Raw genomic sequence first — 21,197 nt, 5'->3', positions numbered from 1 at the left:
GATCGAGAAGGCCGACGGGGGAGGGCGTACGTGCCGTTCGTGGCGGAGATGGTCCCCGAGGTCGACCTCGAGGGCGGGCGCGTGGTGCTCGACCCGCCGCCGGGCCTGCTCGACCTGGAGTCGTGATGCGGCTCGACGTCGTCACGATCTTCCCGGACTACCTCGCGCCGCTGGACCTGTCGCTCATCGGCAAGGCCCGCCGCGACGGCATCGTCGACCTGCACGTGCACGACTTGCGCGACTTCACCCACGACCGCCACCGGACCGTCGACGACACGCCGTACGGCGGTGGCGCCGGCATGGTCATGAAGCCCCAGCCGTGGGGCGAGGCGCTGGAACACGTTGCGGCGCAAGGAGATTCGCGACCCGTCCTGATCATCCCGGGTCCCGGCGGGGAGCGGTTCACCCAGGCGATGGCCCGCGAGCTCGCCGAGCAGCCGTGGATCGCGTTCGCGTGCGGGCGCTACGAGGGCATCGACGAGCGCGTCTACGAGAAGGCGCGGGAGACCTTCGACGTGCGCGTGGTCTCGCTCGGCGACTACGTGCTGAACGGGGAGAGGTGGCCGTGCTCGCGATCGTCGAGGCGGTCGCGCGGCTGCTCCCGGGCGTGGTGGGCAACGCCGAGTCGCTCGTCGAGGAGTCGCACGAGGACGGATTGCTGGAATACCCGATCTACACCAAACCCGCTGTGTGGCAAGGGCTTTCGGTGCCCGAGATCCTGCTGTCGGGCGACCACGGCAGGATCGCGGCGTGGCGCCACCAGCAGCGCCTCGACCGCACCGCCCAGCGCCGGCCCGACCTGCTCGCCGCCCTCGCGGCGCTGGAGGTCGAGCCGGGCGTCGAGGGCGACCGTGGCTGAGCGGCCCTGCGTCTTCTGCGCGATCGTCGCCGGCGACACCGCCGCCGACGTGGTGCTGGAGACCGACCGGTTCGTGGCGTTCCTCGACGCGCGGCCGGTGTTCAAGGGCACACCCTGCTCGTCCCGCGCGAGCACCTGGAGACCCTGCTCGACCTGCCCACCGAGCTGCACCTGGAGTGGGTCGACCTGCAGCAGCGGCTGGTGCGCGCGGTGACGGACGGCCTCGGGGCGCAGGGGGCGTTCGTGGCGAACAACAACGTGGTCAGCCAGTCGGTGCCGCACCTGCACCAGCACGTCGTGCCGCGCACCAAGGGGGACGGGCTGCGCGGGTTCTTCTGGCCGCGCACGAAGTACGTCGACGCGGCCGAGTCGGCCGACTACGCCGCGCGCCTCGCCCGCGCGCTCGAGGCGCCGTCGGGCTGACGCCCCGCCCGTGCGCCGTTGCTCCGGCGAACAGCGCAGACCCATGCGGCTCCCAGGCGACCGGCCTAGTGTCGGCGTGACATGCGTACCTGCGAAGGCCCGTCCCGCACCTGACGGGGAGCCCGACCTCATGGCCCGCTCGACCGAACCGACCCCGTCGACCCGTGCCCAGCGGCAGTCCGGCACCGGACGCCTGCTGGCGATCGATGCTGCCCGGGGGCTCGCGATGGTCGGCATGGTGATCGTCAACGTCGGCCCGACCCGCACCGAGGGTGTGCTGGGGCGGCTCTACCTGGCGCCGTACGGCCGCGCGTCGATCCTGTTCGTGCTCATCGCCGGCCTCGGGATGTCGTTCTTCCTGCGCTCGCGCCGGGACGACGCCCGCCGCTGGCCGGTGCTGCTGTGGCGTGCCGGGCTGCTGTTCTTCGGGGGTCTGGCGCTGCAGCTGCTCACGCCGCAGATCGGGGTGATTCTGCCGACGTACGGTCTGCTGTTCGCCCTGGCGCTGGCGCTGCAGTACGTCCCGCGCAGCGCCCTGCTGTGGCTCACCCTGGTCTGGGCGGTGGCCGGTCCGGTCGTGATCGTCATGCACACCTCGGCCGGTGCGGCCGTGCGGCACCTGACCGAGCCGGTGACCCTGACCGACCCGGTCGGGCAGATCGTGCACAGCTCGCTGGTGTCGGGGCCCTACCCGCTGCTCAGCTGGGCGGTGCCGTTCATGGTCGGGATGTGGGTCGCCGGTCTCGAGCTGAGCCGTCGGCGCACGCAGCACGCGATGATCCTGTGGGGCGGGGTGGCCGCGGTGGGCGGCCTCGCGGCCAGCCTGGTGACGCCGGGGCTGCTCGGGGCCTCCGCCGAGGAGGGATACCTCAAGCTGCTCACCGGTGCCGCGCACGGGCAGATGCCGCTGTGGCTGATCAGCAGCGTGGGCGGCGCGATCCTGGTGCTGGGGCTGCTGCTGCGGTTCTGGGACCGGATCGCCACGCTGGCGCGGCCGCTGGTCTACGCCGGGCAGCTGGCGCTGACCTGCTACGTCGGGCACTACCTGGTGCTGGCCGCCACGGGCAAGGCCGAGACGCTGGCCGGCGGCATGGTGCTGAGCGCGGTGATCGTGGTCGGGCTGCTGGTCTTCTCCTGGGTCTGGCGCAGCAGGTACGCCATCGGCCCGCTGGAGCGGGTGGTGCGCGCCTCGTGGTTGCGGCCGGTGGGTGGGGCGACCAGGCCGGTGGCTCCATGAGCGGCGGCGAGGAGCGCGAGGAGCGCGGGGGCCGTCGCGGCGGCGGGTGCTGGCGGCGGCGTCGCTGGCGCTGCCGCTGGCGGCGTGCACCGGGCAGGGCTCGCGCAGCCCGGCGACCAGCAGCTCCGAGGGCACGCCCGCGCCCACCTCCTCGACCCCGGCCCCGGCGACGTCCGCGCGGCCCCGGCTGGGGACGTACGGCGTGAGCTCGGGTCACTCGCTGGCCAGCCGGGCCGGCATGGACGTGCTGCGCGACGGGGGCAACGCGGTGGACGCGGCGATCGCCACCGCGTTCGCGGACGCCGTGCTGCAGCCGGCGTCGTCGGGGATCGGCGGGGGCGGTGCGGCGATCGTGGTCAAGGGCGGCGCGACCGCCAACTACGACTACCGCGAGGTCGCCGACGCCTCGGGCAAGGTGCCCGAGTCGGGCACGGGCATCCCCGGGTTCGTGGCGGGGATGGCGCGGCTGCACGAGGAGCACGGCACGGTGGCGTGGCCCGACCTGCTGGCCCCGGCGGTGGCGCTGGCCGAGGACGGTGCACCGGTCTCGAAATACCTCGCCGACACGATCGGCGCGCCGCTCGGGCGCCGGGTGACCCGGTCGCTGAAGCACTTCCAGGGCGCCGGTGGGCGGCCGCTGGCCGAGGGGCAGCGGCTGGTGCAGCGTGACCTCGCCGCGACCATGCGCCGGCTCGGCGCCGAGGGTCCCGACGACTTCTACCGCGGCGCGCTGGCCCGGCAGCTGGTGAAGGTGGACGGCATCGACCTGCGCTCGCTCGCGGCGTACCGGATCCAGAAGGGGGCGCCCGCGAGCGGCCCGTTCGGCGACTTCACCGTGCTGTCCGGCGCGCCGGCCCTCCCTGGCGCGGCGATCATCCAGATGCTGCAGATCGCGGAGGCGGCGGGCATCGGTGACGCCGAGCCCGGCTCGGCGGAGTTCGTCGACCTGCAGTCGAAGGCGTGGGACGTGGCCGACCGCTCGGTGCAGACGGTGCTCGGCGACCCCGACTTCGTCTCGGTGCCGGTGGACCGGCTCACCGACCCGAGCGAGAACGCCCGGCTGGCCCGGTCGCTGCCGGCGCAGCCGACCGCCGGCACCAAGCCGTACGCCGGCGCCCCCAACACCACGCACGTCTCGGTGGTCGACGCCGACGGCACGGCGGTGTCGATGACCAACACGATCACCAACTACTGGGGGAGCGGGCAGTACGTCGCGGGCTTCTTCCTCAACGACCAGATCGGCCGGTTCGACGACATCGGCAGCACCGACGCGAACCAGCCCGAGCCCGGCCGCCGCTCGGTCACCTGGAGCGCGCCGTCGATGCTGCTGGACGACCGGCGCCGCCCGGTGCTGGTGATCGGGACACCCGGCGGCCGCTACATCCCCAACACCACCGCGCACGTGGTGACCCGGTGGGCGCTGCACGGGCAGAGCCTGGCCCAGGCGGTGCCGGCCGACCGGTTCCTGCTGGACGACGGGCGGCTGCAGCTGGAGACGGCGGCGCTGCGCGAGGCGATGACGCAGCGCGGCTACCGCGTCGAGGTCGTCCCGCAGGCCCGGCGCGTCGATTTCGGCTCGACCCAGGCCCTCGACGTGGACTGGGACCGCCGCACCATCTCCTCGCACGCCGACCCCCGCCGCTCGGCCGGTTATCTCACGGCCTGAGCGGACGTACGATTTCGCGGGACGACGCGGGATCTGGCACCATGGGTGGTCGCGTCGTGCACGGTTCGGCCCCCGCCGCAGGGGGAGTGACGGAGGGCGAGCTCGCCCCCGGTCATGCGGCCGACACAAGCGCACGCGCACCCGATCATTCGACGGTGGCGACCTGTGGCGCCACGAGAGAGAAGCACACGATGAAGAAGTTCGACGCCCTCGACGCGGCCAGCCTGCGGGACGACGTCCCCGACTTCCGCGCGGGTGACACCGTCAACGTCCACGTCAAGGTCATCGAGGGCAGCCGCTCCCGTGTCCAGGTCTTCAAGGGCGTCGTGATCCGCCGCCACGGCTCGGGCGTGGGCGAGACCTTCACCGTCCGCAAGGTCAGCTTCGGTGTCGGTGTCGAGCGCACCTTCCCGCTGCACACCCCGGTGATCGACCACATCGAGCTGGTCAGCCGCGGTGACGTGCGCCGCGCGAAGCTGTACTACCTGCGCGACCTGCGCGGCAAGGCTGCCAAGATCCGCGAGAAGCGCGAGACCCCGGCCAACCAGGCCTGAGGCGGAGCGCGGGCCACAGCCGGCGCCGTTAGGCTCGCCTGGCCATGACCGAGCCCGCCACCCCCGCATCGTCCGACGACGGCGCGACCGATTCCCCGGTCGCGCCGTCGTCGCGTTCCCGGCGGCGCTGGCCGCTGCTGCTGCTCGTCGCGCTCGCGGTGATCGTCCTGGCCCGCGGGCTCGTGGTCGAGACGTTCACCGTGCCGACCGGGTCGATGGAGCCGGCGCTCGCCGGCGGCGATCGGATCGTGGTCTGGAAGCCCTCGGCCGACGAGGTGCGCCGCGGCGACGTGATCGTGTTCGACGGTCGGCGCTCGCTCGGGCCCGACCTCGAGCAGGCGCCCGCCACGGGGGTCGCCGAGCTGGTGCGCAAGGCCGGTCAGGCGATCGGCGTGCGCCAGGGCGAGGCCGACTACGTCAAGCGCGTCATCGGCGTCGGCGGCGACCGGGTGCGCATGGACGAGGCCGGGCGGGTCAGCGTCAACGGGCGGCCGCTGGCCGAGCCGTACGCCAGCCGCACCGGCACGTTCAGCCCGTTCGACATCACGGTCCCACCGGGTCGGCTCTGGGTGATGGGCGACAACCGCGGCGCCTCCGAGGACTCCCGGAACCACCTCGGCAGCCCGGGCGGCGGAACGGTGCCGGTCGATGACGTGATCGGCCAGGTGGTCGGGAGATACTGGCCGCTGGACCGCGCCGGGGGCCTCGAGGCCTCCGCCACCCTCACCACGGATCGGGGACCTTTGTGAGCGACGCCGACGAGGGCCGCCGCCGGCGGCTGCCCGGCTTCGGTGGGCGCTCCGGGGAGTCCTCGGGCGCGCGTGGGCCGGAGCGCGCGGGGCGCGCGGGGCGGCCGCAGCCGGAGCGCCGCCCGGGCGGGCAGGCCGACGGGCCGGAGTCGACCGAGGAGACGGTCGAGATCCAGGCCCTCGACGGTGGGCGCACCCGCAGCATCGACCTGAGCGCGCTGCACGCCCGCGAGGCCGGGCAGACCTCGTCGCCGTCCGACGGGGAGACCACCCAGGCCCAGTCCCGGCACGCGCTGCCCGGGGTGACGCCGCGCGATCCCGCCCCGGCGGCCGGCCGCGACGAGGCCGCCACCCAGCCCGCCCTGCGGCTGCCGCAGCACGACCGGCCCGTACGCCTTCCCGGCGCGGGTGCGCCCGTCGCCGGGCAGGAGGCCGGCCAGGCCGAGCCGGGTGCCGGCCGGGGTGCCGGCCGGGCCGAGCCGGGTGCCGGTCAGGGTGCCGGCCGGGCCGAGCCGGGTGCCGGTCAGGACGAGCCGGCGGACGGCGTACGGCAGGAGGGGAGGAGGCCGACGGCTCCGAGGACGACGAGCCGCGCCGCAGCGGGTGGCTGGTCTTCCTGCGCGAGGTCGGCCTGGTCATCTCGATCGCGCTGGTCATCTCCTTCCTGGTCAAGACCTTCCTGGCGCAGCCCTTCTGGATCCCGTCGGGGTCGATGAACCAGACGCTGATCGAGGGTGACCGGGTCGTGGTGAGCAAGCTGACTCCGGGGCCGTTCGACCTGAACCGCGGCGACGTCGTGGTGTTCGAGGACCCGGGCGGCTGGCTGCAGACCCAGACGCCCGAGCGCGGGCCGGTGGCGACGGCGCTGGAGTTCGTCGGGCTCTACCCGGCGGGCGACAACCACCTGATCAAGCGGGTGATCGGGATGCCCGGCGACCGGGTGGTGTGCTGCGACCGGCAGCAGCGGCTGACCGTCAACGGCACCCCGCTGACCGAGCCCTACGTGCAGCCCGGTGACAACCCCAGCGACCTGCGGTTCGACGTGCGGGTGCCCGCGGGGCGGGTCTGGGTGATGGGCGACCACCGCTCGGACTCCTCCGACTCGCGCTACCACGACGACGGCACGGGCCGGGCCGGGTCGGTCCCGATCGACAAGATCACGGGGCGCGCGGTGGTCATCGTGTGGCCGGTTGGCAGGATGGGGTGGCTGAGCGACTACTCCTCGACCTTCGACAAGGTGAACGATCCGTGACCGACGACGCCTCGCGCGACGAGACCGACGCGACCGCACGCGATCGCGACACCGAGCCCGAGACACCGCCCCAGCCCCAGCCGGCCCGGCACGGGTTCTGGTGGCGGGTGCGCGAGTACACCATGGTCGTGGCCATCGCGATCGCGCTGTCGTTCCTGGTCAAGACGTTCCTGGTGCAGCCGTTCTGGATCCCGTCGGGGTCGATGGAGCAGACGCTGATCACCGGTGACCGGATCGTCGTCAACAAGCTGCCCGGCAGCAACGACGACCTGCAGCGTGGCGACATCGTGGTGTTCGAGGACCCCAACGGCTGGCTGCCGCCGGTGCCCGAGAGCGAGGGCGTGGGCGGCGCGGCCAAGCGGGCGCTGCAGTTCGTCGGGCTCTACCCCGCGGGCGAGCAGCACCTGGTCAAGCGGGTGATCGGCGTCGGCGGCGACCACGTGGTCTGCTGCGACGACCGGGGCCGCATCACGGTCAACGGCGCGGCGATCGACGAGACCTATCTCAGCCCCGGCGTGCAGCCGAGCGCGGTGCCGTTCGACGTGCGGGTGCCCGACGGCCGTCTGTGGGTCATGGGCGACAACCGCAGCAACTCCGAGGACTCCCGCGCCCACGACGGCCGCTCCGGCGGGTCCGAGGGCTCGGTGCCCACCTCGGTCGTCACCGGCAAGGTGTGGGCCGTCGTCTGGCCCATCGGCCGGTTCGGCACCCCGCCCGACGGGCGCGCCGTGTTCAGCCAGGTGCCGTCCCGATGACCCCGCGCAAGCCCACCCTGCGCGTCGAGCGGTCGCTGCAGCGCGAGGGCTACGCCCTGCTCGCCGGCATGGACGAGGTCGGCCGCGGGGCGCTCGCCGGCCCGGTGTCGGTCGGCGTCGTCGTGGTCGACGAGAGCACCCGCACGGTGCCGCAGGGGTGCGCGACTCCAAGCTGCTGTCGCCGCAGGCGCGCGAGCGGATGGTGCCGAAGGTGCGGCGCTGGGCGAGGGCGTACGCCGTCGGGCACGCCTCGGCCGCCGAGATCGACGAGCACGGCATCATGGCCTGCCTGCGGCTCGCCGGCACGCGTGCGCTGGCGCAGCTGGACGTCGTGCCCGACCTGGTCATCCTCGACGGCAACCACGACTGGCTCACCGACCCGGCCCGCGCGGGACTGTTCGCGTGCGGCGACGACGGGCCGGTGACGCCGCCGGTGCGCACGATGATCAAGGCCGACATGCGTTGCTCGTCGGTGGCGGCTGCGAGCGTGCTCGCCAAGGTCGAGCGCGACGGCATGCTCGTCGAGATGGCGCAGGAGCACCCGCACTACGGCTGGGCCGGCAACAAGGGCTACTCCTGCAAGGAGCACCTCGACGCGCTCGACGAGCACGGGCCGTGCGTGCAGCACCGCCGGTCGTGGCGCCGGTTCGCCGCGGCGCAGGCCGAGGTGGCCGAGGCTGTCGAAGGGGTCGAGGAACAGGCGCACACCGGGGCGACCCGGGCCGACGCCGCGTCCACGCCGATGGAGGAGCTCGTATGAGTGCGGAGGACCTGGAGCGCTACGAGACCGAGCAGGAGCTGGCGCTCTATCGCGAATACCGAGACGTCGTAGGGCTGTTCAGCCACGTGGTCGAGACCGAACGCCGGTTCTACCTGTGCAACGACGTCGACCTGCAGGTGCGCGGCGAGGGCAGCGAGGTCTTCTTCGACGTGCGGATGACCGACGCCTGGGTGTGGGACGTCTATCGCCCCGCGCGGTTCGTGAAGAAGGTGCGGGTGATCACCTTCAAGGACGTCAACGTCGAGGAGATCGCCAAGTCCGACATCGAGATCCCCAAGGGCGACACCTTCCCCGGCTGAGCGCCGTACGTCCGCGCCGGCGGCGGCCCGTCGTGCACAGGGCGCCGTCGGCGACGGCGGTTTCCACAGGCCCGCTCCGCGCCCTGGTGGGCGGTCCCGTCCCTGGCCACCGTGGTGCCAGGAGGTGGTGCCGATGGCGACCGGACGACAGGCCGCGACAGGGGTGCGCGGCGCGCTCGGCAGGTTCGGCGAGGACATGGCGGTGCGCTACCTGGGCGACCAGGGATACGCCGTGCTCGACCGCAACTGGCAGTGCGGGCGCGAGGGTGAGCTGGACATCGTGGCGCGCACGCCCGACGGCGGGTGCGTGGTCGCGGTCGAGGTCAAGACCCGTCGCTCGCTGACCTACGGGTCGCCGCTGGAGGCGATCACCTGGGCCAAGGCGGCGCGGCTGCGCAGGCTGGCGGCCGCCTGGTGCCGCGCGCACGGCCCCGGCACGGGCGACGTGCGCATCGATGTCATCGGGGTGATCGTCGACGGCTCCGCGCCGCCGCAGATCCTGCACGTCGAGGGCGTGACCGGATGAGCCTGGGGCGCACGCGCTGCGTCGCGGTGACCGGGATCGAGGGCACGCTCGTCGACGTCGAGGCAGACACCGGTCCGGGCCTGCCCCACTTCGGGATCAGCGGGATGCCCGACACGGCGTGCGCGCAGTCGCCGTCGCGGGTGCGCGCCGCGATCACCAACTCCGACCTGCCGATGCACGGGCAGCGCATCGTGGTGAACCTGTCGCCGGCGTCGCTGCCCAAGACCGGGGCCGGCTTCGACCTGGCGATCGCCGTGGCGGTGCTGGCGGCCAGCCAGACCGTGCCGGCCGAGCAGGTCGCCGGGGTGGTGCACCTGGGCGAGCTGGGGCTCGACGGCACCGTGCGCTCGGTGCCCGGGGTCCTGCCCGCCGTGCTCGCCGCGGCCGCGGCCGGGGTGCGCACGGTCGTCGTGCCGGTCGCCAACGCCGCCGAGGCCGCGCTCGTCGACGGCGTCGAGGTGGTGCCGGTCGCCGACCTGGCCGAGCTGGTGCGCCGCTGCCGCGACCTGCACCGCGGGCGAGCGGTCGAGCCGCGCCCGATCCCCGAGCCGCTGCGGACGTACGACGAGCAGGGGCCGGACCTCGCCGACGTCGCCGGGCAGGACGAGGCGCGGGCGGCGCTGGAGATCGCGGCCGCGGGCGGCCACCACCTGGCGATGATCGGCCCGCCGGGCGCCGGCAAGACGATGCTGGCCGAGCGGCTGCCCGGGCTGCTGCCGCGGCTGACGCGGCCCCAGGCGCTCGAGGTCACCGCCGTCCACTCGGTGCTCGGGGAGCTCGGCGACCGGGCGCTGATCGACCGCGCGCCGTTCGTGGCGCCGCACCACGGCGCGTCGATGAGCGCGATCATCGGCGGCGGCACGGGTCGGGTGCGGCCAGGGGCGATCTCCCGCGCCAACCGCGGGGTGCTGTTCCTCGACGAGGTGCCGGAGTTCCGACGCGACGTGCTCGAGGCGCTGCGCCAGCCGCTGGAGTCGGGGCGCGTCACCGTGGCCAGGGGGCAGGGCATGGTCTGCTTCCCGGCGCGCTTCCAGCTGATCCTCGCGGCCAACCCGTGCCGCTGCGGACGCCGCGTCGGTCGCGGCGAGGGCTGCACCTGCACGCCGCTCGTGCAACGCACCTATCTGGCCAAGCTGTCCGGGCCGCTGCTCGACCGCGTCGACCTGCAGCTCAGTGTGCTGCCGGTCAGCCGCGCCGCGCTGCGCAGCGGGCCGGGCGAGAGCAGCGCGGTCGTCGCCGGCCGGGTCGCCGAGGCCCGGCAGCGGCAGGCCCACCGGTGGCGCCGGACCACCTGGACCATCAACGGTGCGGTGCCCGGTGCGCTGCTGCGCGAGAGCGCCTGGCGCCTGCCCGCCGCCGAGACCCGGCTGCTGGACTCCTCGCTCGAGCGGGGGTCGCTGACCCTGCGCGGCTACGACCGGGTGCTGCGGGTCGCCTGGACGATCGGCGACCTGGCCGGGCGCGAGCGGCCCGGGCCCGACGACGTCCTGCGCGCGCTCGCGATGCGCGGCCGCATCCCGGAGGTGGCGGCGTGACGACGACGAGCGACCTGCTCGGCACCGACGACCCGCACGAGGCGGAGCGGCGGGCGCGGATGGCTCTGGCCCGGCTCACCGACCCGTTGCTCGCCGGCGCCTACCAGGAGATCGCCGGCTTCGGGCACGTCGAGGCGGTGGTGCGGTTGCTGTCCGGCAGCAGCTCGATCAAGGGTCGCGCCGCGACCCGCGTCGCGCACTTCGACCTCGAGGCCGATCTGCGCGCGACCCGCTGGAGCGCGTCGCGGGTGATCGTGCCCGGCGACGACGAGTGGCCCGACGCCCTCGACGAGCTCGAGCGCCCGCCGCACTGCCTGTGGCTGCGCGGGTCCGGCCGGTTGGACGAGCTGACCGAGCGCGGAGTGGCGGTCGTGGGCGCTCGGGGTGCGACGGCGTACGGCGAGCACGTGGCGTCCGAGATCGGGTTCGGGCTCACCGCGGCCCGCGCGGTCGTGGTGTCCGGAGCGGCGTACGGCATCGACGGCGCCGCCCACCGCGGCGCCCTGGCCGCGGAAGGGCCGACCGTCGCCGCGCTCGCGTGCGGCATCGACCGGGCCTACCCGTTGGTGCACTCCCAGCTGTTGGTCGACATCGCCGACGGGGGAGTGGTGCTCACCGAGGCGCCGCCCGGCACCGCGCCGCTGCGCTCGCGGTTTCTCGCGCGCAACCGGATGATCGCCGCGCTGAGCCGCGGGACCGTCGTGGTGGAGGCCGGTCTGCGGTCCGGTTCGCTCAACACCGCGCGGTGGGCCCGCGAGCTGCACCGACCCGTCATGGCGGTGCCAGGGCCGGTCACGTCGGCCTCCAGCGCGGGCGCGCACGAGCTGCTGCGCGAGACCGACGCGGTGCTGGTCACCGGTGCCGACGACGTGCTCGAGCAGGTCGGTCGCATGGGCGAGCACCTGGTGCCGCTGCGCCGGAGCCCGGAGCGGCCGCAGGACGCGCTGGACCCCGAGGAGTTCGCGGTGTGGGAGGCGCTCAGCCGCAGCAGGACCAGCGACGCGACGAAGGTGAGCCTCTCGGCCGGGCTGGAGCTGATCCGCGCCCAGACGCTGCTCGCGACCCTGGAGGCGCGCGGGCTCGCCGAGCACGACGGGCGCGGCTGGTTGCGCGTGTGAGCCGGGGCGGTGCCGGGTGGGTCGGGCCGACGCGCGTTGTTTCAGGCGAGAGTGATCTGTGCAACAAGTCGCTGAGCGTTCGCCACGCCCGTCCGGGTGACCTACGTTCTGAGGAACGAGCCCTGTTCTCGTCCGGCGGTGGGGGAACGCTGCCGGACCTGGGGGCCCACGAACTGGGGTGGGGAGTCCGCACATGTCCGCGATCTCGAGACGTGCTGTTGCCAAGGGTGCCGCGTGGACGGCGCCGGCCGTTGCCGTCGGTGCCGTCGTGCCGGTCTATGCCGCGTCGGGGCAGGTGACCGTCACCGCGCTGACCGCATGCCGCACGGGCAGCAACTTCTCCGACGTCTCCGTCACCCTCAGCCTGGTCTCCACGCTGAGCACGGATGCGGTCGTGACCATCACGAGCGTCACGCCGGGGCAGGGCAGCCTGCAGGGCAGCCCGAGCATCACCCGCGGCAGCTGCACCAGCACGTGCGGCACGACCTCCACCTGCGTGGCGGCCAGGAGCGCGACCACCCCGACGCTGAGCTTCCGGGTGAGCACGCCCAACGTCACGTCGGCCACCATCGGCTACTCCGTCTACAGCGCCGACGGCTGCACGTTGCTGCGCAGCGGCACGCTGAGCGTGACCATCGTGCCGTGCGGCGGTCAGCGGGGTGCCGAGACCAGCACGTCGAGCAGCTCGAGCTCCTCGACGACCGCCACCTCGACCAGCGGTACCTCGGCCGACACCTCGACGGGCGGTCCCGCGACCAGCACCTCGACGCCGGCGAACTCCGGCGCGAGCGACCCGGCGAGCGCTCCCGCGCCGGCCGCCACCCCGAGCACGACGGGTGACCAGGCGACCGGATCGACGTCACCCGCGCAGCCCTGATCGACGCGCCGCGCCTGCGGGCCCGGCGCCGCGCGCCTGCCTAGGCTGGCCGGGTGAGTGACCTGGCCGACCTGATCGAGGCGTTCGAGCGGCACCTGCGCTCCGAGCGCAACCGGTCGGCGCACACCCAGCGCGCCTACGTCGGCGACCTGCGCCACCTCGCGACCCACCTGACCGGCGCGGGCATCGACGCGTGGCGCGCGGTGCGGCTGGCCGACCTGCGCAGCTGGCTGGCCGCCATGTCCGAGAGCGGCGCCGCGCGCTCGACGATCGCCCGGCGGTCGGCCGCGGCGCGCACCTTCTTCCGCTGGGCGCTGCGCACCGGTCATGTCGACACCGACCCGTCGCTGCGGCTGCTCGCACCGCGCCGCAGCAAGCACCTGCCGGGGTGCTGCGCCAGCGCGAGGCGACCGCCCTGCTCGACGTCGCGACGGTCGCCTCCGACGACGCCGACCCCGTGCACCTGCGCAACCGCGCGATGCTCGAGCTGCTCTACGCCAGCGGCATCCGGGTCAGCGAGCTCGTCGGCCTCGACGTCGACGACCTCGATCGCGACCAGCGCACGGTGCGCGTCACCGGCAAGGGCGACAAGCAGCGCACCGTCCCGTTCGGCGTGCCCGCCGCCGAGGCGATCGAGGCCTGGCTGGTGCGCGGACGTCCCCAGCTCGTGACGGGGGAGAGCCAGGCCGCGGTCTTCCTCGGCCGGCGCGGCCGCAGGGTCGACCCGCGGCAGGTGCGCGAGGTCGTGCACCAGCTGCTCGCCCACGTGCCCGACGCGCCCGACCTCGGACCCCACGGGCTGCGGCACAGCGCCGCGACGCACCTGCTCGAGGGCGGGGCCGACCTGCGCATGGTGCAGGAGCTGCTCGGGCACGCCTCGCTGTCGACGACGCAGATCTACACCCACGTCTCCACCGAACGGCTGCGGCGCTCGTTCCAGCAGGCGCACCCCGCGCCTGACCCGCCGGAGCGACGCCCGCCTACCCGTCGAGCGGGAGCAGCACGACACGCTGGATCTGCAGCAGTGTCAACGGATCTCGGTAGTCGTCGGGCGCGACCACCAGGCCCCAGTGCAGGCAGGCCGCCGGGGAGCAGTGCGACGACGCGGCGGTGAGCGTGCCGATCCGGTCGCCGCGCTCGACCTGCGCCCCCTGCCCGACCCGGGTCTCGAGCGGCTCGTACGTCGTGCGCCACCCGTTCGCGTGCTCCACCGTGACGACACCCCGCCCGGCGATCACGCCGGAGAAGGTCACCCGGCCCGGACCTGCCGCGAGCACCGGCTGGGCCGCTGCGCCCGTCAGGTCGACCCCGCGGTGACCGGCCGCCCACGGTTGCGGTGGCTGCTCGAACGCCCGGGCCACCGGCGGTTGCGGCTGCAGCGGCCAGCCGAATCCGTACGCCGGTGCCGGGTCCTGCCCGCCCGGCACCGGCGCGTCCGCAGCCAGCGCGTCCGGAGCCAGTGCGCCCGTGGCAGCCGCGCCCGTGGCAGCCGCGGCCGTCAGCGGTGCCGCGCGCAGCGCCAACGGTGGTGCCGGCGCCGCCGCGCAGGCGCCGAGCGCGGTCAGCAGCACCGAGCAGGCGAAGGTCCCCATGGCCAGACCATCGCGGTGGGCAGCCGCGTCCGGCAACGGTGCGAGCCGGGCCTGTGCACGACGAGCCGGCCGCCGACGTACGTGTGGACGGCGGGGGGACAGGTGCGGGCGCCCCCGGGCGAGGTTGTCCCCAGATGTGGCGTGGCTCACCCCTGCGGGGGTCCGCCCTCGCTACGGTGCTGGTCGTGGAGCAGACCCGCCGGCACCGTCGCGCCGGCCGACCGACGTCCGTCGTCTCGACGCACACCCCGCGCCATGCCGCCCCCGCGCCCGGGCGGCACCGGCAGCCGCCGTCGCTGCCGCTCGGCACCCGCCGCGCCATCGCCGCCACGCTGGTGGTGCTCGCCACGGGCAGCGCGGCCATCGGTGTCGCCCGGGCCGCCGACGCGCCCGCCCAGGTCAACGGCTCGCTCGCCGCGGTGTCCGGCGCAAGCCGGGGCGGGCCCGCCCCCGCTGCCGCCACCCCGAGCGAGGCGCACAGCGAGGCCGCGACGCCCTCGTCGGCCACACCCACCCCCGAGCTGTCGGCCTCCCGCAGCACCGCGAAGGCCACCCCTTCCGACAAGCCCACCAAGTCCGCCAAGCCCACCGCGTCGCAAACCGCCGTGCCCGACCGCGGCAACGGCCGGCTCACGCCCGTTCTCGTGCCGGGCGACGACACCCGCGGCAAGGGTCGCGTCGTCACCTATGCCTTCCAGGTCGAGGAAGGGCTCGGCATCGACAAGGTCGCCGCCGCGCGGACGGTCGGCCAGACGCTGCGCGACCCCAAGGGCTGGCAGAAGCAGGACGGCGTGCGGTTCGTGCAGGTCACGCCCGAGGAGCTGAAGAAGGGCGCCAGGCCCAAGCTGACCATCGCGCTGGTGTCGCCCGACAAGACCGACCAGATGTGCAAGCCGCTCAGCACCGACGGCACCTGGTCGTGCGCCAACCACGACACCGCCGTGCTCAACTACCGCCGCTGGGCCACGGCGACCCCGTCGTACGCCGGGCGCGGCGCGGACTACCGCACCTACCAGATCAACCACGAGGTCGGGCACGAGCTCGGTCACCCGCACGTGAGCTGCGGCGGCAAGGGCCGGCTCGCGCCGGTGATGCTGCAGCAGTCCAAGGGGCTCCAGGGCTGCCGGCCCAACATCTACCCGACCGTCACGCGCGGCTGACCCAGGCCCGCCCGCCCGCGGTCAGCGCCGCAGGCGCTGCAACCGCTCGACGCCCTCGGTGACCACCGCGTCGTCCTTGCAGAACGCGAACCGGAGCAGGCTCGCGTTGGCCGCCGGGTCGTCGTGGAAGGCCGACACCGGGATCGCGACGACGCCGCACAGCTCCGGCAGCTTCCAGCACAGCTCGGTCGCGTCGGTCCACCCCAGCGGCGCTGCGTCGGCCACCGCGAAGTAGGTGCCCTGCGGCAGCCACGCCTCGAACCCCGCGCTGCGCAGTCCGTCGACCAGCAGGTGCCGCCGGCGGTCCAGGTCGGTGCGCAGCTCCGCGAGGAAGTCACCGCCGTGCCGCAGCCCCTCGGCCACGGCCAGCTGGAACGGGCCGCCGCCGGAGAAGGTGAGGTACTGCTTCACGGTGAGCGCCGCCTGCACCAGCTCGGCGGGCCCGGACAGCCAGCCGACCTTCCACCCGGTGAGCGAGAACGACTTGCCGGCCGAACCGATGGTCAGGGTGCGCTCGGCCATCCCGGGCAGGGTCGCCATCGGCACGTGCTCGGCGCCGTCGAACGTCAGGTGCTCGTAGACCTCGTCGGTCACCACCACCGCGTCGAACTCGCGGGCGAGGTCGGCCACCAGCTGCAGCTCGGCGCGCGTGAACACCTTGCCGGTCGGGTTGTGCGGGGTGTTCAGCAGCACCACGCGGGTGCGCGGCGAGAAGGCGGCGCGCAGCTCGTCCTCGTCGATGGCGTACGTCGGCGCGCGCAGCGTGCACGTGCGGTGCTCGGCGCCGGCGAGGGCGAACATCGCGGTGTAGGAGTCGTAGTAGGGCTCGAAGGTCACCACCTCGTCGCCGGGTGCGCACAGCGCGAGCACGCTCGCCGCGATCGCCTCGGTCGCGCCGACCGTGGCGATGACCTGGGTCTCCGGGTCGAGCTCGAGGCCGTAGCGGGTGCGCTGGTGCTCGGCCACCGCCTCGCGCAGCGCGGGCATGCCGCGGCCGGGCGGGTACTGGTTCGCGCCGCCGTCGCCGGTGGCGATCGCCCGCTCGGCGGCGTCCTTGATCAGGGCGGGGCCGTCGGTGTCGGGGAAGCCCTGCCCGAGGTTGACCGCACCGGTGCGGGTCGCCAGCTGCGACATCTCCGCAAAGATCGTGGTGCCGAACCGGCGCATGCGAGGCACGAGGGGAGTGTCCATCCCCGCCAGCGTACGGCCGGTGAGATTTCCGCAGAACGGCGCTGCTGGCGTACGCTGGAGACACGACCCGTCCCGACGGGTCGAATTCGCGTGTCCTGCTCCGGCTGCCTTGCCGGGGCGCGCGTCCGCAGTCCGCCACCTCGCGTGGCGGGGGTGCGCGTCAGGACACCAGGCATGACGCCCTCGAGGCGTCGAACAACTGGAAACCTCACAACGAAAGGCGGACCTCGGCATGGCCGTCGTCACCATGCGCCAGCTCCTGGAGAGCGGCGTCCACTTCGGGCACCAGACCCGTCGCTGGAACCCCAAGATGAAGCGCTTCATCATGACCGAGCGCAACGGCATCTACATCATCGACCTGCAGCAGTCGCTGACCTACCTCAACGACGCGTACGACTTCATCAAGCAGACTGTGGCCCACGGCGGCACGATCCTGTTCGTCGGCACCAAGAAGCAGGCGCAGGAGTCGATCGCCGAGCAGGCGACCCGGGTCGGGATGCCCTACGTCAATCACCGCTGGCTCGGTGGCATGCTCACCAACTTCAACACCGTCCACAAGCGTCTGACCCGGCTCAAGGAGCTCGAGGAGATCGACTACGACGACGTGGCGGGCTCGGGCCGCACCAAGAAGGAGCTGCTCGTCCTCAAGCGCGAGAAGGACAAGCTCGAGCGCACCCTGGGCGGTATCCGTGACATGGCCAAGGTGCCGTCGGCGGTCTGGGTCGTCGACACCAAGAAGGAGCACCTGGCGGTCACCGAGGCGCGCAAGCTGAACATCCCGGTCATCGCGATCCTCGACACCAACTGCGACCCCGACGAGGTCGACTACAAGATCCCGGGCAACGACGACGCGATCCGCTCCGTCACGCTGCTCACCCGGGTCGTCGCCGACGCCGTCGCCGACGGTCTGATCTCGCGCTCGCAGGGCAAGTCGGGCGAGAGCGCCGACGCCGCCCAGGAGCCGATGGCCGAGTGGGAGCGAGAGCTGCTGGCCTCCGAGGGTGCGGCTGCCGACAGCGACACCGTCACCGGCCCGACCTCCACCGCGAAGGCCGCCGACGAGACCGCCGCGGTCGACACCGCCGGCGCCCCGGCCGAGGAGACCACCGCGGTCGCCGAGGCCACCGAGCGCCAGGCCGCCGAGGTCTCCGAGGGCGTCGCCCAGGGCGAGCAGGCTCAGGGCGAGCAGGCCAAGGGCGAGCAGCAGGCCTGAGCCGGCTGCGTCGTACATCCACCGCTGACATTCGCGAAGGAGCGAAGCACGCACATGGCGAACTACACCGCCGCTGACATCAAGTCCCTGCGCGAGCAGACCGGCGCCGGCATGCTCGACGTCAAGAAGGCGCTCGACGAGGCCGATGGCGACCAGGGCAAGGCCGCCGAGATCCTGCGGGTCAAGGGCCTCAAGGGCGTCACCAAGCGCGAGGGGCGCTCGGCGTCCAACGGCCTGGTTGCTGCCGCCGTCGAGGGCGGCGTCGGCACGATGCTGGAGATCAACTGCGAGACCGACTTCGTCGCCAAGGGCGCGAAGTTCGGCGAGCTGGCCGAGCGGGTGCTGGGCCAGGCCGTCGAGGTCGGCGCGGCCGACCCGCAGGCGCTGCTCGCGAGCGACCTCGACGGCAAGACCGTCCAGGAGGTCCTCGACGAGGCCAACGCCGCGATCGGCGAGAAGATCGAGCTGCGTCGCCTGGCGCGCCTCGAGGGCGACAACGTCGTGGCCTACCTGCACAAGACCAGCCCCGACCTGCCCGCGCAGATCGGCGTCCTGGTGGCCACCGCCGGTGGCGACGAGCAGGTGGCTCGCGACGTCGCGATGCACGTGGCGGCCTTCAGCCCCACCGTCCTCAGCCGTGACGAGGTCGACCCCGCCACGGTCGAGAACGAGCGTCGCGTCGCCGAGGCCACGGCGAAGGAGGAGGGCAAGCCCGAGGCTGCGCTCCCCAAGATCGTCGAGGGCCGGGTCAACTCCTACTTCAAGGACAACGTGCTCCTGGAGCAGCCGTTCGCGAAGGACACCAAGAAGACCGTCGGCAAGGTCGCCGAGGAGGGCGGCGCGACGGTCACCGGCTTCGCCCGCTTCAAGGTCGGCGTCTGACCGGACGCGCAGCGATGGGTGGGGCCCGGGCCCGCTAGGGCCCTCCTCCTCCGGGTCGGCTCGCAGGCTCACCGCCCCGGCATCGTCGACGGCGGCCCACGCAGCGTCTTCTGGCCGCGTCTCCTCCTCCGGGTCGGCTCGCGGGCTCACCGCCCCCGGCATCGTCGACGGCGGCCCACAAAGTACGACGGCGGCACAGATAACTTCTGTGCCGCCGTCGTGGTTTCTGTGCCGCCGTCGTCGGGCGCTGGGTAACGCGGGAAGTTCCCCCTGTGGATAGCGTTTCGCGGCCCGCTCGGCTGCCAGGTTTGGCCCATGGAAGAGGTCGAACTTGCCGCCATGGTGCTCTCGACGGCGCAGCGCCGGCGCGCGGGCGGGGGTGACTACGTGCGGCTGCGGCGTGATGCGTACGTCCGCGCCGACGCGTGGACCGAGCTCGACGCCCGCAGTCGCCACCTGGTGCGGGCGCACGAGGTCACAGCTCGTCGGGACGAACCGCCGCTGCTGTGCGGGCCCAGCGCTGCGGCCGTCTGGGGTCTGCCGATCATCGGAGCGTGGTCCGACGACGTCGAGGTGCTCGTGCCGGACGGTGCGCCCGGCAGCCGGCCGGGCATCAGGCGCCGCCGCACCACCGTCCTGCCACAGGGCGAGCTGCGCTCCGGTCTGCTGGTGACTTCCGCCGCACGGACCGTGATCGACGTCGCCCGGACCAGCCCCGAGTCCGGCCTCGCGGCGGCCGACCACGCGGTGCGCATCGGTCTGGTGACGCAGGAGGAACTGCGCGCCGAGGCGCTGGCCGTGCCGCCGCGAGCCGGCGGACGCCAGGGCGCCCAGGCTGTGGCGGCCCTGGCGGATCCCCTGGCCGAGTCCACCGGCGAGTCGCTGAGCCGGTTCGGGTTCTGGCAGCTGGGCTTCCCACGGCCGCGACTCCAGGTGGAGTTTCATGACGCCGCCGGGTTCATCGGGCGGACCGACGCGTTCTGGGAGGCAGCGCGGCTCATCGGTGAGTTCGACGGCCGGGTGAAGTACCGGGTGCCCCCGAACGCCACCCCTGACCAGGCCTCGAAGGTCTTGTGGGACGAGAAGCGGCGGGAGGACCGGCTGCGGCGCGTCGTCGCCGGCGTAGCCCGGTGGACGTGGCGCGAGGCGCTGCACCGCGAACGGCTGCGCGCCGTCCTGATCGGCCACGGCCTGCGCCCGAGCGACCAGCCCTGGTTCGACCCGGTGACGCTCGAGCTGCTGTGAGTCGGCTCGCGGGCTCACCGCCCCGGCATCGTCGACGGCGGCCCATGCAGCGTCTTCTGGCCGCGTCTCCTCCTCCGGGTCGGCTCGCGGGCTCACCGCCCCGGCATCGTCGACGGCGGCCCATGCGGTGCCTTCTGGCCGCGTCTTCTCCTCCGGGTCGGCTCGCGGGCTCACCGCCCCGGCATCGTCGACGGCGGCCCATGCCGCGTCTTCTCCTCCGGGTCGGCTCGCGGGCTCACCGCCCCGGCATCGTCGACGGCGGCCCACAAAGTACGACGGCGGCACAGATAACTTCTGTGCCGCCGTCGTGGTTTCTGTGCCGCCGTCGTCGGGGAGGGCGCGTCCCGGGCGCGGGAGGCCGGGCGTGGGCGTACGCCCGGGCTGGGCGGGCGGGAACGGCCGGGTCAGCTGGTGGCGGTGGTGGCCGTGGGGCTGGGGGCGGCGGCCAGGGCCCGGGCGAGGTTGGCCCCGAGCACCTTGGCGCCCTCGACGCTGGGGGTCGTGGCGTTGTAGGAGAAGCGCGTCTCGGTCCAGCCGAAGTCGTCGGTGCGCAGCGTGCTCCACGGGTCGACGAACTGCCACCCGTTGTCGGTGGCGGCCTGGCGCAGCGCGCTGTTCCAGGAGCCCAGCGTCGCCGGGCTCAGCCCGCGGGCGGGGCCCAGCGCGGCCACGACGAAGCTGCCGGGGGAGTCGGGGGAGACCGCGGTCTGCAGGTCCTTCAGCGACCCGATCACCTGGTCGATGCTGCGGCCGGCGTACGCGTCGCTCAGGCCGAGGAACGCGACGTGCAGGTCGGCGTCGACCTCGGGCGGGTCCGAGGCGGCGCGGGCGGTGGTCTCGCCGGTCGTGGCCTCGCCGCCGACGTAGCGCAGCCCCTGGTCGGACAGGTATCCCACCCAGGAGCGGTCGGGCAGCTGCTGCGGGTCCTCGATCGACCCGCCGCCGGCGCTGATCGCGTCGCCGTAGACAGCCACCGTGCGTCCCTGGGAGGCGGCGCTGCTGGGCGTCGACGCGGGCCCGGGGGTGCTGGGCGAGGCGGCCGTGGGGCCGCCCTGGCCGGACGCGGCGGGGGAGTCGGGGGCAGACTGCGGCCGCAGCGCGAGGACGCACAGCACAACGGTGACGGCAGCCAGTGCGAGCAGACCGAGGGTCGACGCCGAACGGCGCACCGCTGCCATGGGACCTCCGTGGAACCAAAGGGGTGGAGCCGGGCGACTCCGGCGACGAACGTACCAGCGCCGGTGCCCGAACCCGTGGCTCGACTCGGGTTCGGGCCCTCTCGT

23 protein-coding genes and 3 pseudogenes are annotated in these 21,197 nt (G+C 73.9%); 21 read left to right on the top strand and 5 right to left on the bottom strand.

What is annotated here, in order from left to right; all coding sequences use genetic code 11:
* The first annotated feature begins 30 nt into the window (after positions 1–30).
* From QUE40_RS19855 to dprA, 16 genes and pseudogenes are all read left to right on the top strand, one after another.
* Positions 31–126 carry a hypothetical protein gene (locus tag QUE40_RS19855; RefSeq protein WP_491018182.1) on the top strand — a complete coding sequence of 32 codons (96 nt, stop codon included), beginning with the start codon at positions 31–33 and terminating at the stop codon, positions 124–126.
* Positions 126–826, top strand: a pseudogene (trmD, locus tag QUE40_RS11180) (tRNA (guanosine(37)-N1)-methyltransferase TrmD); the annotation flags it as partial. The gene QUE40_RS19855 and the pseudogene trmD, both read left to right, overlap by 1 nt.
* A 25-nt stretch (positions 827–851) precedes the next feature.
* Positions 852–1,073: an HIT family protein gene (locus QUE40_RS11175; RefSeq protein ID WP_289231005.1), complete on the top strand. Its 222-nt coding sequence runs from the start codon at positions 852–854 to the stop codon at positions 1,071–1,073.
* Entirely contained in the window at positions 974–1,282 is a 309-nt protein-coding gene (locus QUE40_RS11170; RefSeq protein WP_350227153.1) for an HIT family protein, read from the top strand. Before QUE40_RS11175 ends, QUE40_RS11170 begins: the two co-directional genes overlap by 100 nt.
* Before the next feature lie 130 nt (positions 1,283–1,412).
* Positions 1,413–2,519 carry a DUF418 domain-containing protein gene (locus QUE40_RS11165; RefSeq protein ID WP_289231004.1) on the top strand — a complete coding sequence of 369 codons (1,107 nt, stop codon included), beginning with the start codon at positions 1,413–1,415 and terminating at the stop codon, positions 2,517–2,519.
* A gap of 46 nt (positions 2,520–2,565) precedes the next feature.
* On the top strand, positions 2,566–4,185 hold the full coding sequence (locus tag QUE40_RS11160; RefSeq protein WP_289231003.1) for a gamma-glutamyltransferase: 1,620 nt from the start codon (positions 2,566–2,568) through the stop codon (positions 4,183–4,185).
* Between the two features lie 191 nt (positions 4,186–4,376).
* On the top strand, positions 4,377–4,739 hold the full coding sequence (rplS, locus tag QUE40_RS11155; protein ID WP_142005700.1) for a 50S ribosomal protein L19: 363 nt from the start codon (positions 4,377–4,379) through the stop codon (positions 4,737–4,739).
* 44 nt (positions 4,740–4,783) lie between these two features.
* Complete coding sequence (gene lepB / locus QUE40_RS11150) at positions 4,784–5,488, top strand: signal peptidase I (protein WP_289231002.1); 705 nt, start codon at positions 4,784–4,786, stop codon at positions 5,486–5,488.
* Positions 5,485–6,204: a hypothetical protein gene (locus tag QUE40_RS11145; RefSeq protein ID WP_289231001.1), complete on the top strand. Its 720-nt coding sequence runs from the start codon at positions 5,485–5,487 to the stop codon at positions 6,202–6,204. The genes lepB (QUE40_RS11150) and QUE40_RS11145 overlap by 4 nt, the downstream gene beginning before the upstream one ends.
* Entirely contained in the window at positions 6,096–6,740 is a 645-nt protein-coding gene (gene lepB / locus QUE40_RS11140; protein ID WP_350227152.1) for a signal peptidase I, read from the top strand. The genes QUE40_RS11145 and lepB (QUE40_RS11140) overlap by 109 nt, the downstream gene beginning before the upstream one ends.
* Positions 6,737–7,495 (top strand): signal peptidase I, encoded by a 759-nt coding sequence (gene lepB / locus QUE40_RS11135; RefSeq protein WP_289231000.1) that lies wholly within the window; start codon positions 6,737–6,739, stop codon positions 7,493–7,495. Before lepB (QUE40_RS11140) ends, lepB (QUE40_RS11135) begins: the two co-directional genes overlap by 4 nt.
* Positions 7,492–8,255, top strand: a pseudogene (gene rnhB / locus QUE40_RS11130) (ribonuclease HII). The gene lepB (QUE40_RS11135) and the pseudogene rnhB overlap by 4 nt, the downstream one beginning before the upstream one ends.
* Entirely contained in the window at positions 8,252–8,575 is a 324-nt protein-coding gene (locus QUE40_RS11125) for a DUF2469 domain-containing protein (protein WP_142005697.1), read from the top strand. The pseudogene rnhB and the gene QUE40_RS11125 overlap by 4 nt, the downstream one beginning before the upstream one ends.
* 133 nt (positions 8,576–8,708) lie before the next feature.
* Positions 8,709–9,101: a YraN family protein gene (locus QUE40_RS11120; RefSeq protein WP_289230999.1), complete on the top strand. Its 393-nt coding sequence runs from the start codon at positions 8,709–8,711 to the stop codon at positions 9,099–9,101.
* A complete protein-coding gene (locus QUE40_RS11115) occupies positions 9,098–10,636 on the top strand; it encodes a YifB family Mg chelatase-like AAA ATPase (RefSeq protein ID WP_289230998.1) in 1,539 nt (512 codons plus the stop codon). The genes QUE40_RS11120 and QUE40_RS11115 overlap by 4 nt, the downstream gene beginning before the upstream one ends.
* The gene (gene dprA, locus QUE40_RS11110; protein ID WP_289230997.1) at positions 10,633–11,754 is read left to right on the top strand and encodes a DNA-processing protein DprA; all 1,122 of its coding nucleotides are present in this window, start codon (positions 10,633–10,635) and stop codon (positions 11,752–11,754) included. The genes QUE40_RS11115 and dprA overlap by 4 nt, the downstream gene beginning before the upstream one ends.
* A gap of 276 nt (positions 11,755–12,030) precedes the next feature.
* Here dprA and QUE40_RS11105 read toward each other — a convergent pair whose 3' ends face one another.
* Together QUE40_RS11105 and QUE40_RS11100 are read right to left on the bottom strand one after the other, a co-directional pair.
* Positions 12,031–12,324 (bottom strand): hypothetical protein, encoded by a 294-nt coding sequence (locus QUE40_RS11105; protein WP_289233133.1) that lies wholly within the window; start codon positions 12,322–12,324, stop codon positions 12,031–12,033.
* Positions 12,325–12,405: 81 nt separating this feature from the next.
* Positions 12,406–12,789, bottom strand: a complete 384-nt coding sequence (locus QUE40_RS11100) for a hypothetical protein (RefSeq protein ID WP_289233132.1) — start codon at positions 12,787–12,789, stop codon at positions 12,406–12,408.
* Between QUE40_RS11100 and QUE40_RS11095 the strand changes: the two are divergent.
* Positions 12,685–13,583, top strand: a pseudogene (locus QUE40_RS11095) (tyrosine recombinase XerC); the annotation flags it as partial. The gene QUE40_RS11100 and the pseudogene QUE40_RS11095 sit on opposite strands and share 105 nt — an antisense overlap.
* 28 nt (positions 13,584–13,611) lie before the next feature.
* On the opposite strand, the gene QUE40_RS11090 reads toward QUE40_RS11095, so the two are convergent.
* The gene (locus QUE40_RS11090; RefSeq protein WP_289230996.1) at positions 13,612–14,223 is read right to left on the bottom strand and encodes a M23 family metallopeptidase; all 612 of its coding nucleotides are present in this window, start codon (positions 14,221–14,223) and stop codon (positions 13,612–13,614) included.
* A 185-nt stretch (positions 14,224–14,408) separates the two neighbouring features.
* Between QUE40_RS11090 and QUE40_RS11085 the strand changes: the two genes are divergently transcribed.
* Positions 14,409–15,383 carry a DUF3152 domain-containing protein gene (locus QUE40_RS11085; RefSeq protein WP_289230995.1) on the top strand — a complete coding sequence of 325 codons (975 nt, stop codon included), beginning with the start codon at positions 14,409–14,411 and terminating at the stop codon, positions 15,381–15,383.
* 21 nt (positions 15,384–15,404) lie between these two features.
* On the opposite strand, the gene QUE40_RS11080 is transcribed toward QUE40_RS11085, so the two are convergent.
* Positions 15,405–16,574 carry a pyridoxal phosphate-dependent aminotransferase gene (locus QUE40_RS11080; RefSeq protein WP_289230994.1) on the bottom strand — a complete coding sequence of 390 codons (1,170 nt, stop codon included), beginning with the start codon at positions 16,572–16,574 and terminating at the stop codon, positions 15,405–15,407.
* 232 nt (positions 16,575–16,806) lie between these two features.
* On the opposite strand from QUE40_RS11080, the gene rpsB reads away from it, so the two are divergent.
* From rpsB to QUE40_RS11065, 3 genes are all read left to right on the top strand, one after another.
* Positions 16,807–17,787 carry a 30S ribosomal protein S2 gene (gene rpsB, locus QUE40_RS11075; protein WP_142005689.1) on the top strand — a complete coding sequence of 327 codons (981 nt, stop codon included), beginning with the start codon at positions 16,807–16,809 and terminating at the stop codon, positions 17,785–17,787.
* A gap of 54 nt (positions 17,788–17,841) precedes the next feature.
* Entirely contained in the window at positions 17,842–18,669 is an 828-nt protein-coding gene (tsf, locus tag QUE40_RS11070) for a translation elongation factor Ts (protein WP_289230993.1), read from the top strand.
* 315 nt (positions 18,670–18,984) lie between these two features.
* A complete protein-coding gene (locus tag QUE40_RS11065) occupies positions 18,985–19,914 on the top strand; it encodes a hypothetical protein (protein ID WP_289230992.1) in 930 nt (309 codons plus the stop codon).
* A gap of 404 nt (positions 19,915–20,318) precedes the next feature.
* Here the strand turns inward: QUE40_RS11065 and QUE40_RS11060 are convergent, their stop codons facing one another.
* The gene (locus QUE40_RS11060; protein WP_142005686.1) at positions 20,319–21,092 is read right to left on the bottom strand and encodes an SGNH/GDSL hydrolase family protein; all 774 of its coding nucleotides are present in this window, start codon (positions 21,090–21,092) and stop codon (positions 20,319–20,321) included.
* Between the last annotated feature and the right edge of the window lie 105 nt (positions 21,093–21,197).

Origin of the sequence: Barrientosiimonas endolithica, from assembly GCF_030296655.1 — a bacterium.
Lineage (GTDB): Bacteria > Actinomycetota > Actinomycetes > Actinomycetales > Dermatophilaceae > Barrientosiimonas > Barrientosiimonas humi.
Note: the sequence above shows the minus strand (reverse complement) of the source record. Positions and strands in the feature narration are given on the sequence as shown.

Excerpts from the sequence above, each read along its gene's own strand:
- QUE40_RS11120 (WP_289230999.1), top strand. The coding sequence starts at position 8,709 with ATGGCGACCGGACGACAGGCCGCGACAGGGGTGCGCGGCGCGCTCGGC.
- lepB (WP_289231002.1), top strand. The coding sequence starts at position 4,784 with ATGACCGAGCCCGCCACCCCCGCATCGTCCGACGACGGCGCGACCGAT.
- QUE40_RS11125 (WP_142005697.1), top strand. The coding sequence starts at position 8,252 with ATGAGTGCGGAGGACCTGGAGCGCTACGAGACCGAGCAGGAGCTGGCG.
- QUE40_RS11105 (WP_289233133.1), bottom strand. The coding sequence starts at position 12,324 with ATGGTGGCCGACGTGACGTTGGGCGTGCTCACCCGGAAGCTCAGCGTC.
- QUE40_RS11065 (WP_289230992.1), top strand. The coding sequence starts at position 18,985 with ATGGAAGAGGTCGAACTTGCCGCCATGGTGCTCTCGACGGCGCAGCGC.
- rpsB (WP_142005689.1), top strand. The coding sequence starts at position 16,807 with ATGGCCGTCGTCACCATGCGCCAGCTCCTGGAGAGCGGCGTCCACTTC.
- QUE40_RS11080 (WP_289230994.1), bottom strand. The coding sequence starts at position 16,574 with ATGGACACTCCCCTCGTGCCTCGCATGCGCCGGTTCGGCACCACGATC.
- tsf (WP_289230993.1), top strand. The coding sequence starts at position 17,842 with ATGGCGAACTACACCGCCGCTGACATCAAGTCCCTGCGCGAGCAGACC.
- QUE40_RS11115 (WP_289230998.1), top strand. The coding sequence starts at position 9,098 with ATGAGCCTGGGGCGCACGCGCTGCGTCGCGGTGACCGGGATCGAGGGC.
- QUE40_RS11060 (WP_142005686.1), bottom strand. The coding sequence starts at position 21,092 with ATGGCAGCGGTGCGCCGTTCGGCGTCGACCCTCGGTCTGCTCGCACTG.
- QUE40_RS11090 (WP_289230996.1), bottom strand. The coding sequence starts at position 14,223 with ATGGGGACCTTCGCCTGCTCGGTGCTGCTGACCGCGCTCGGCGCCTGC.
- rplS (WP_142005700.1), top strand. The coding sequence starts at position 4,377 with ATGAAGAAGTTCGACGCCCTCGACGCGGCCAGCCTGCGGGACGACGTC.
- QUE40_RS11165 (WP_289231004.1), top strand. The coding sequence starts at position 1,413 with ATGGCCCGCTCGACCGAACCGACCCCGTCGACCCGTGCCCAGCGGCAG.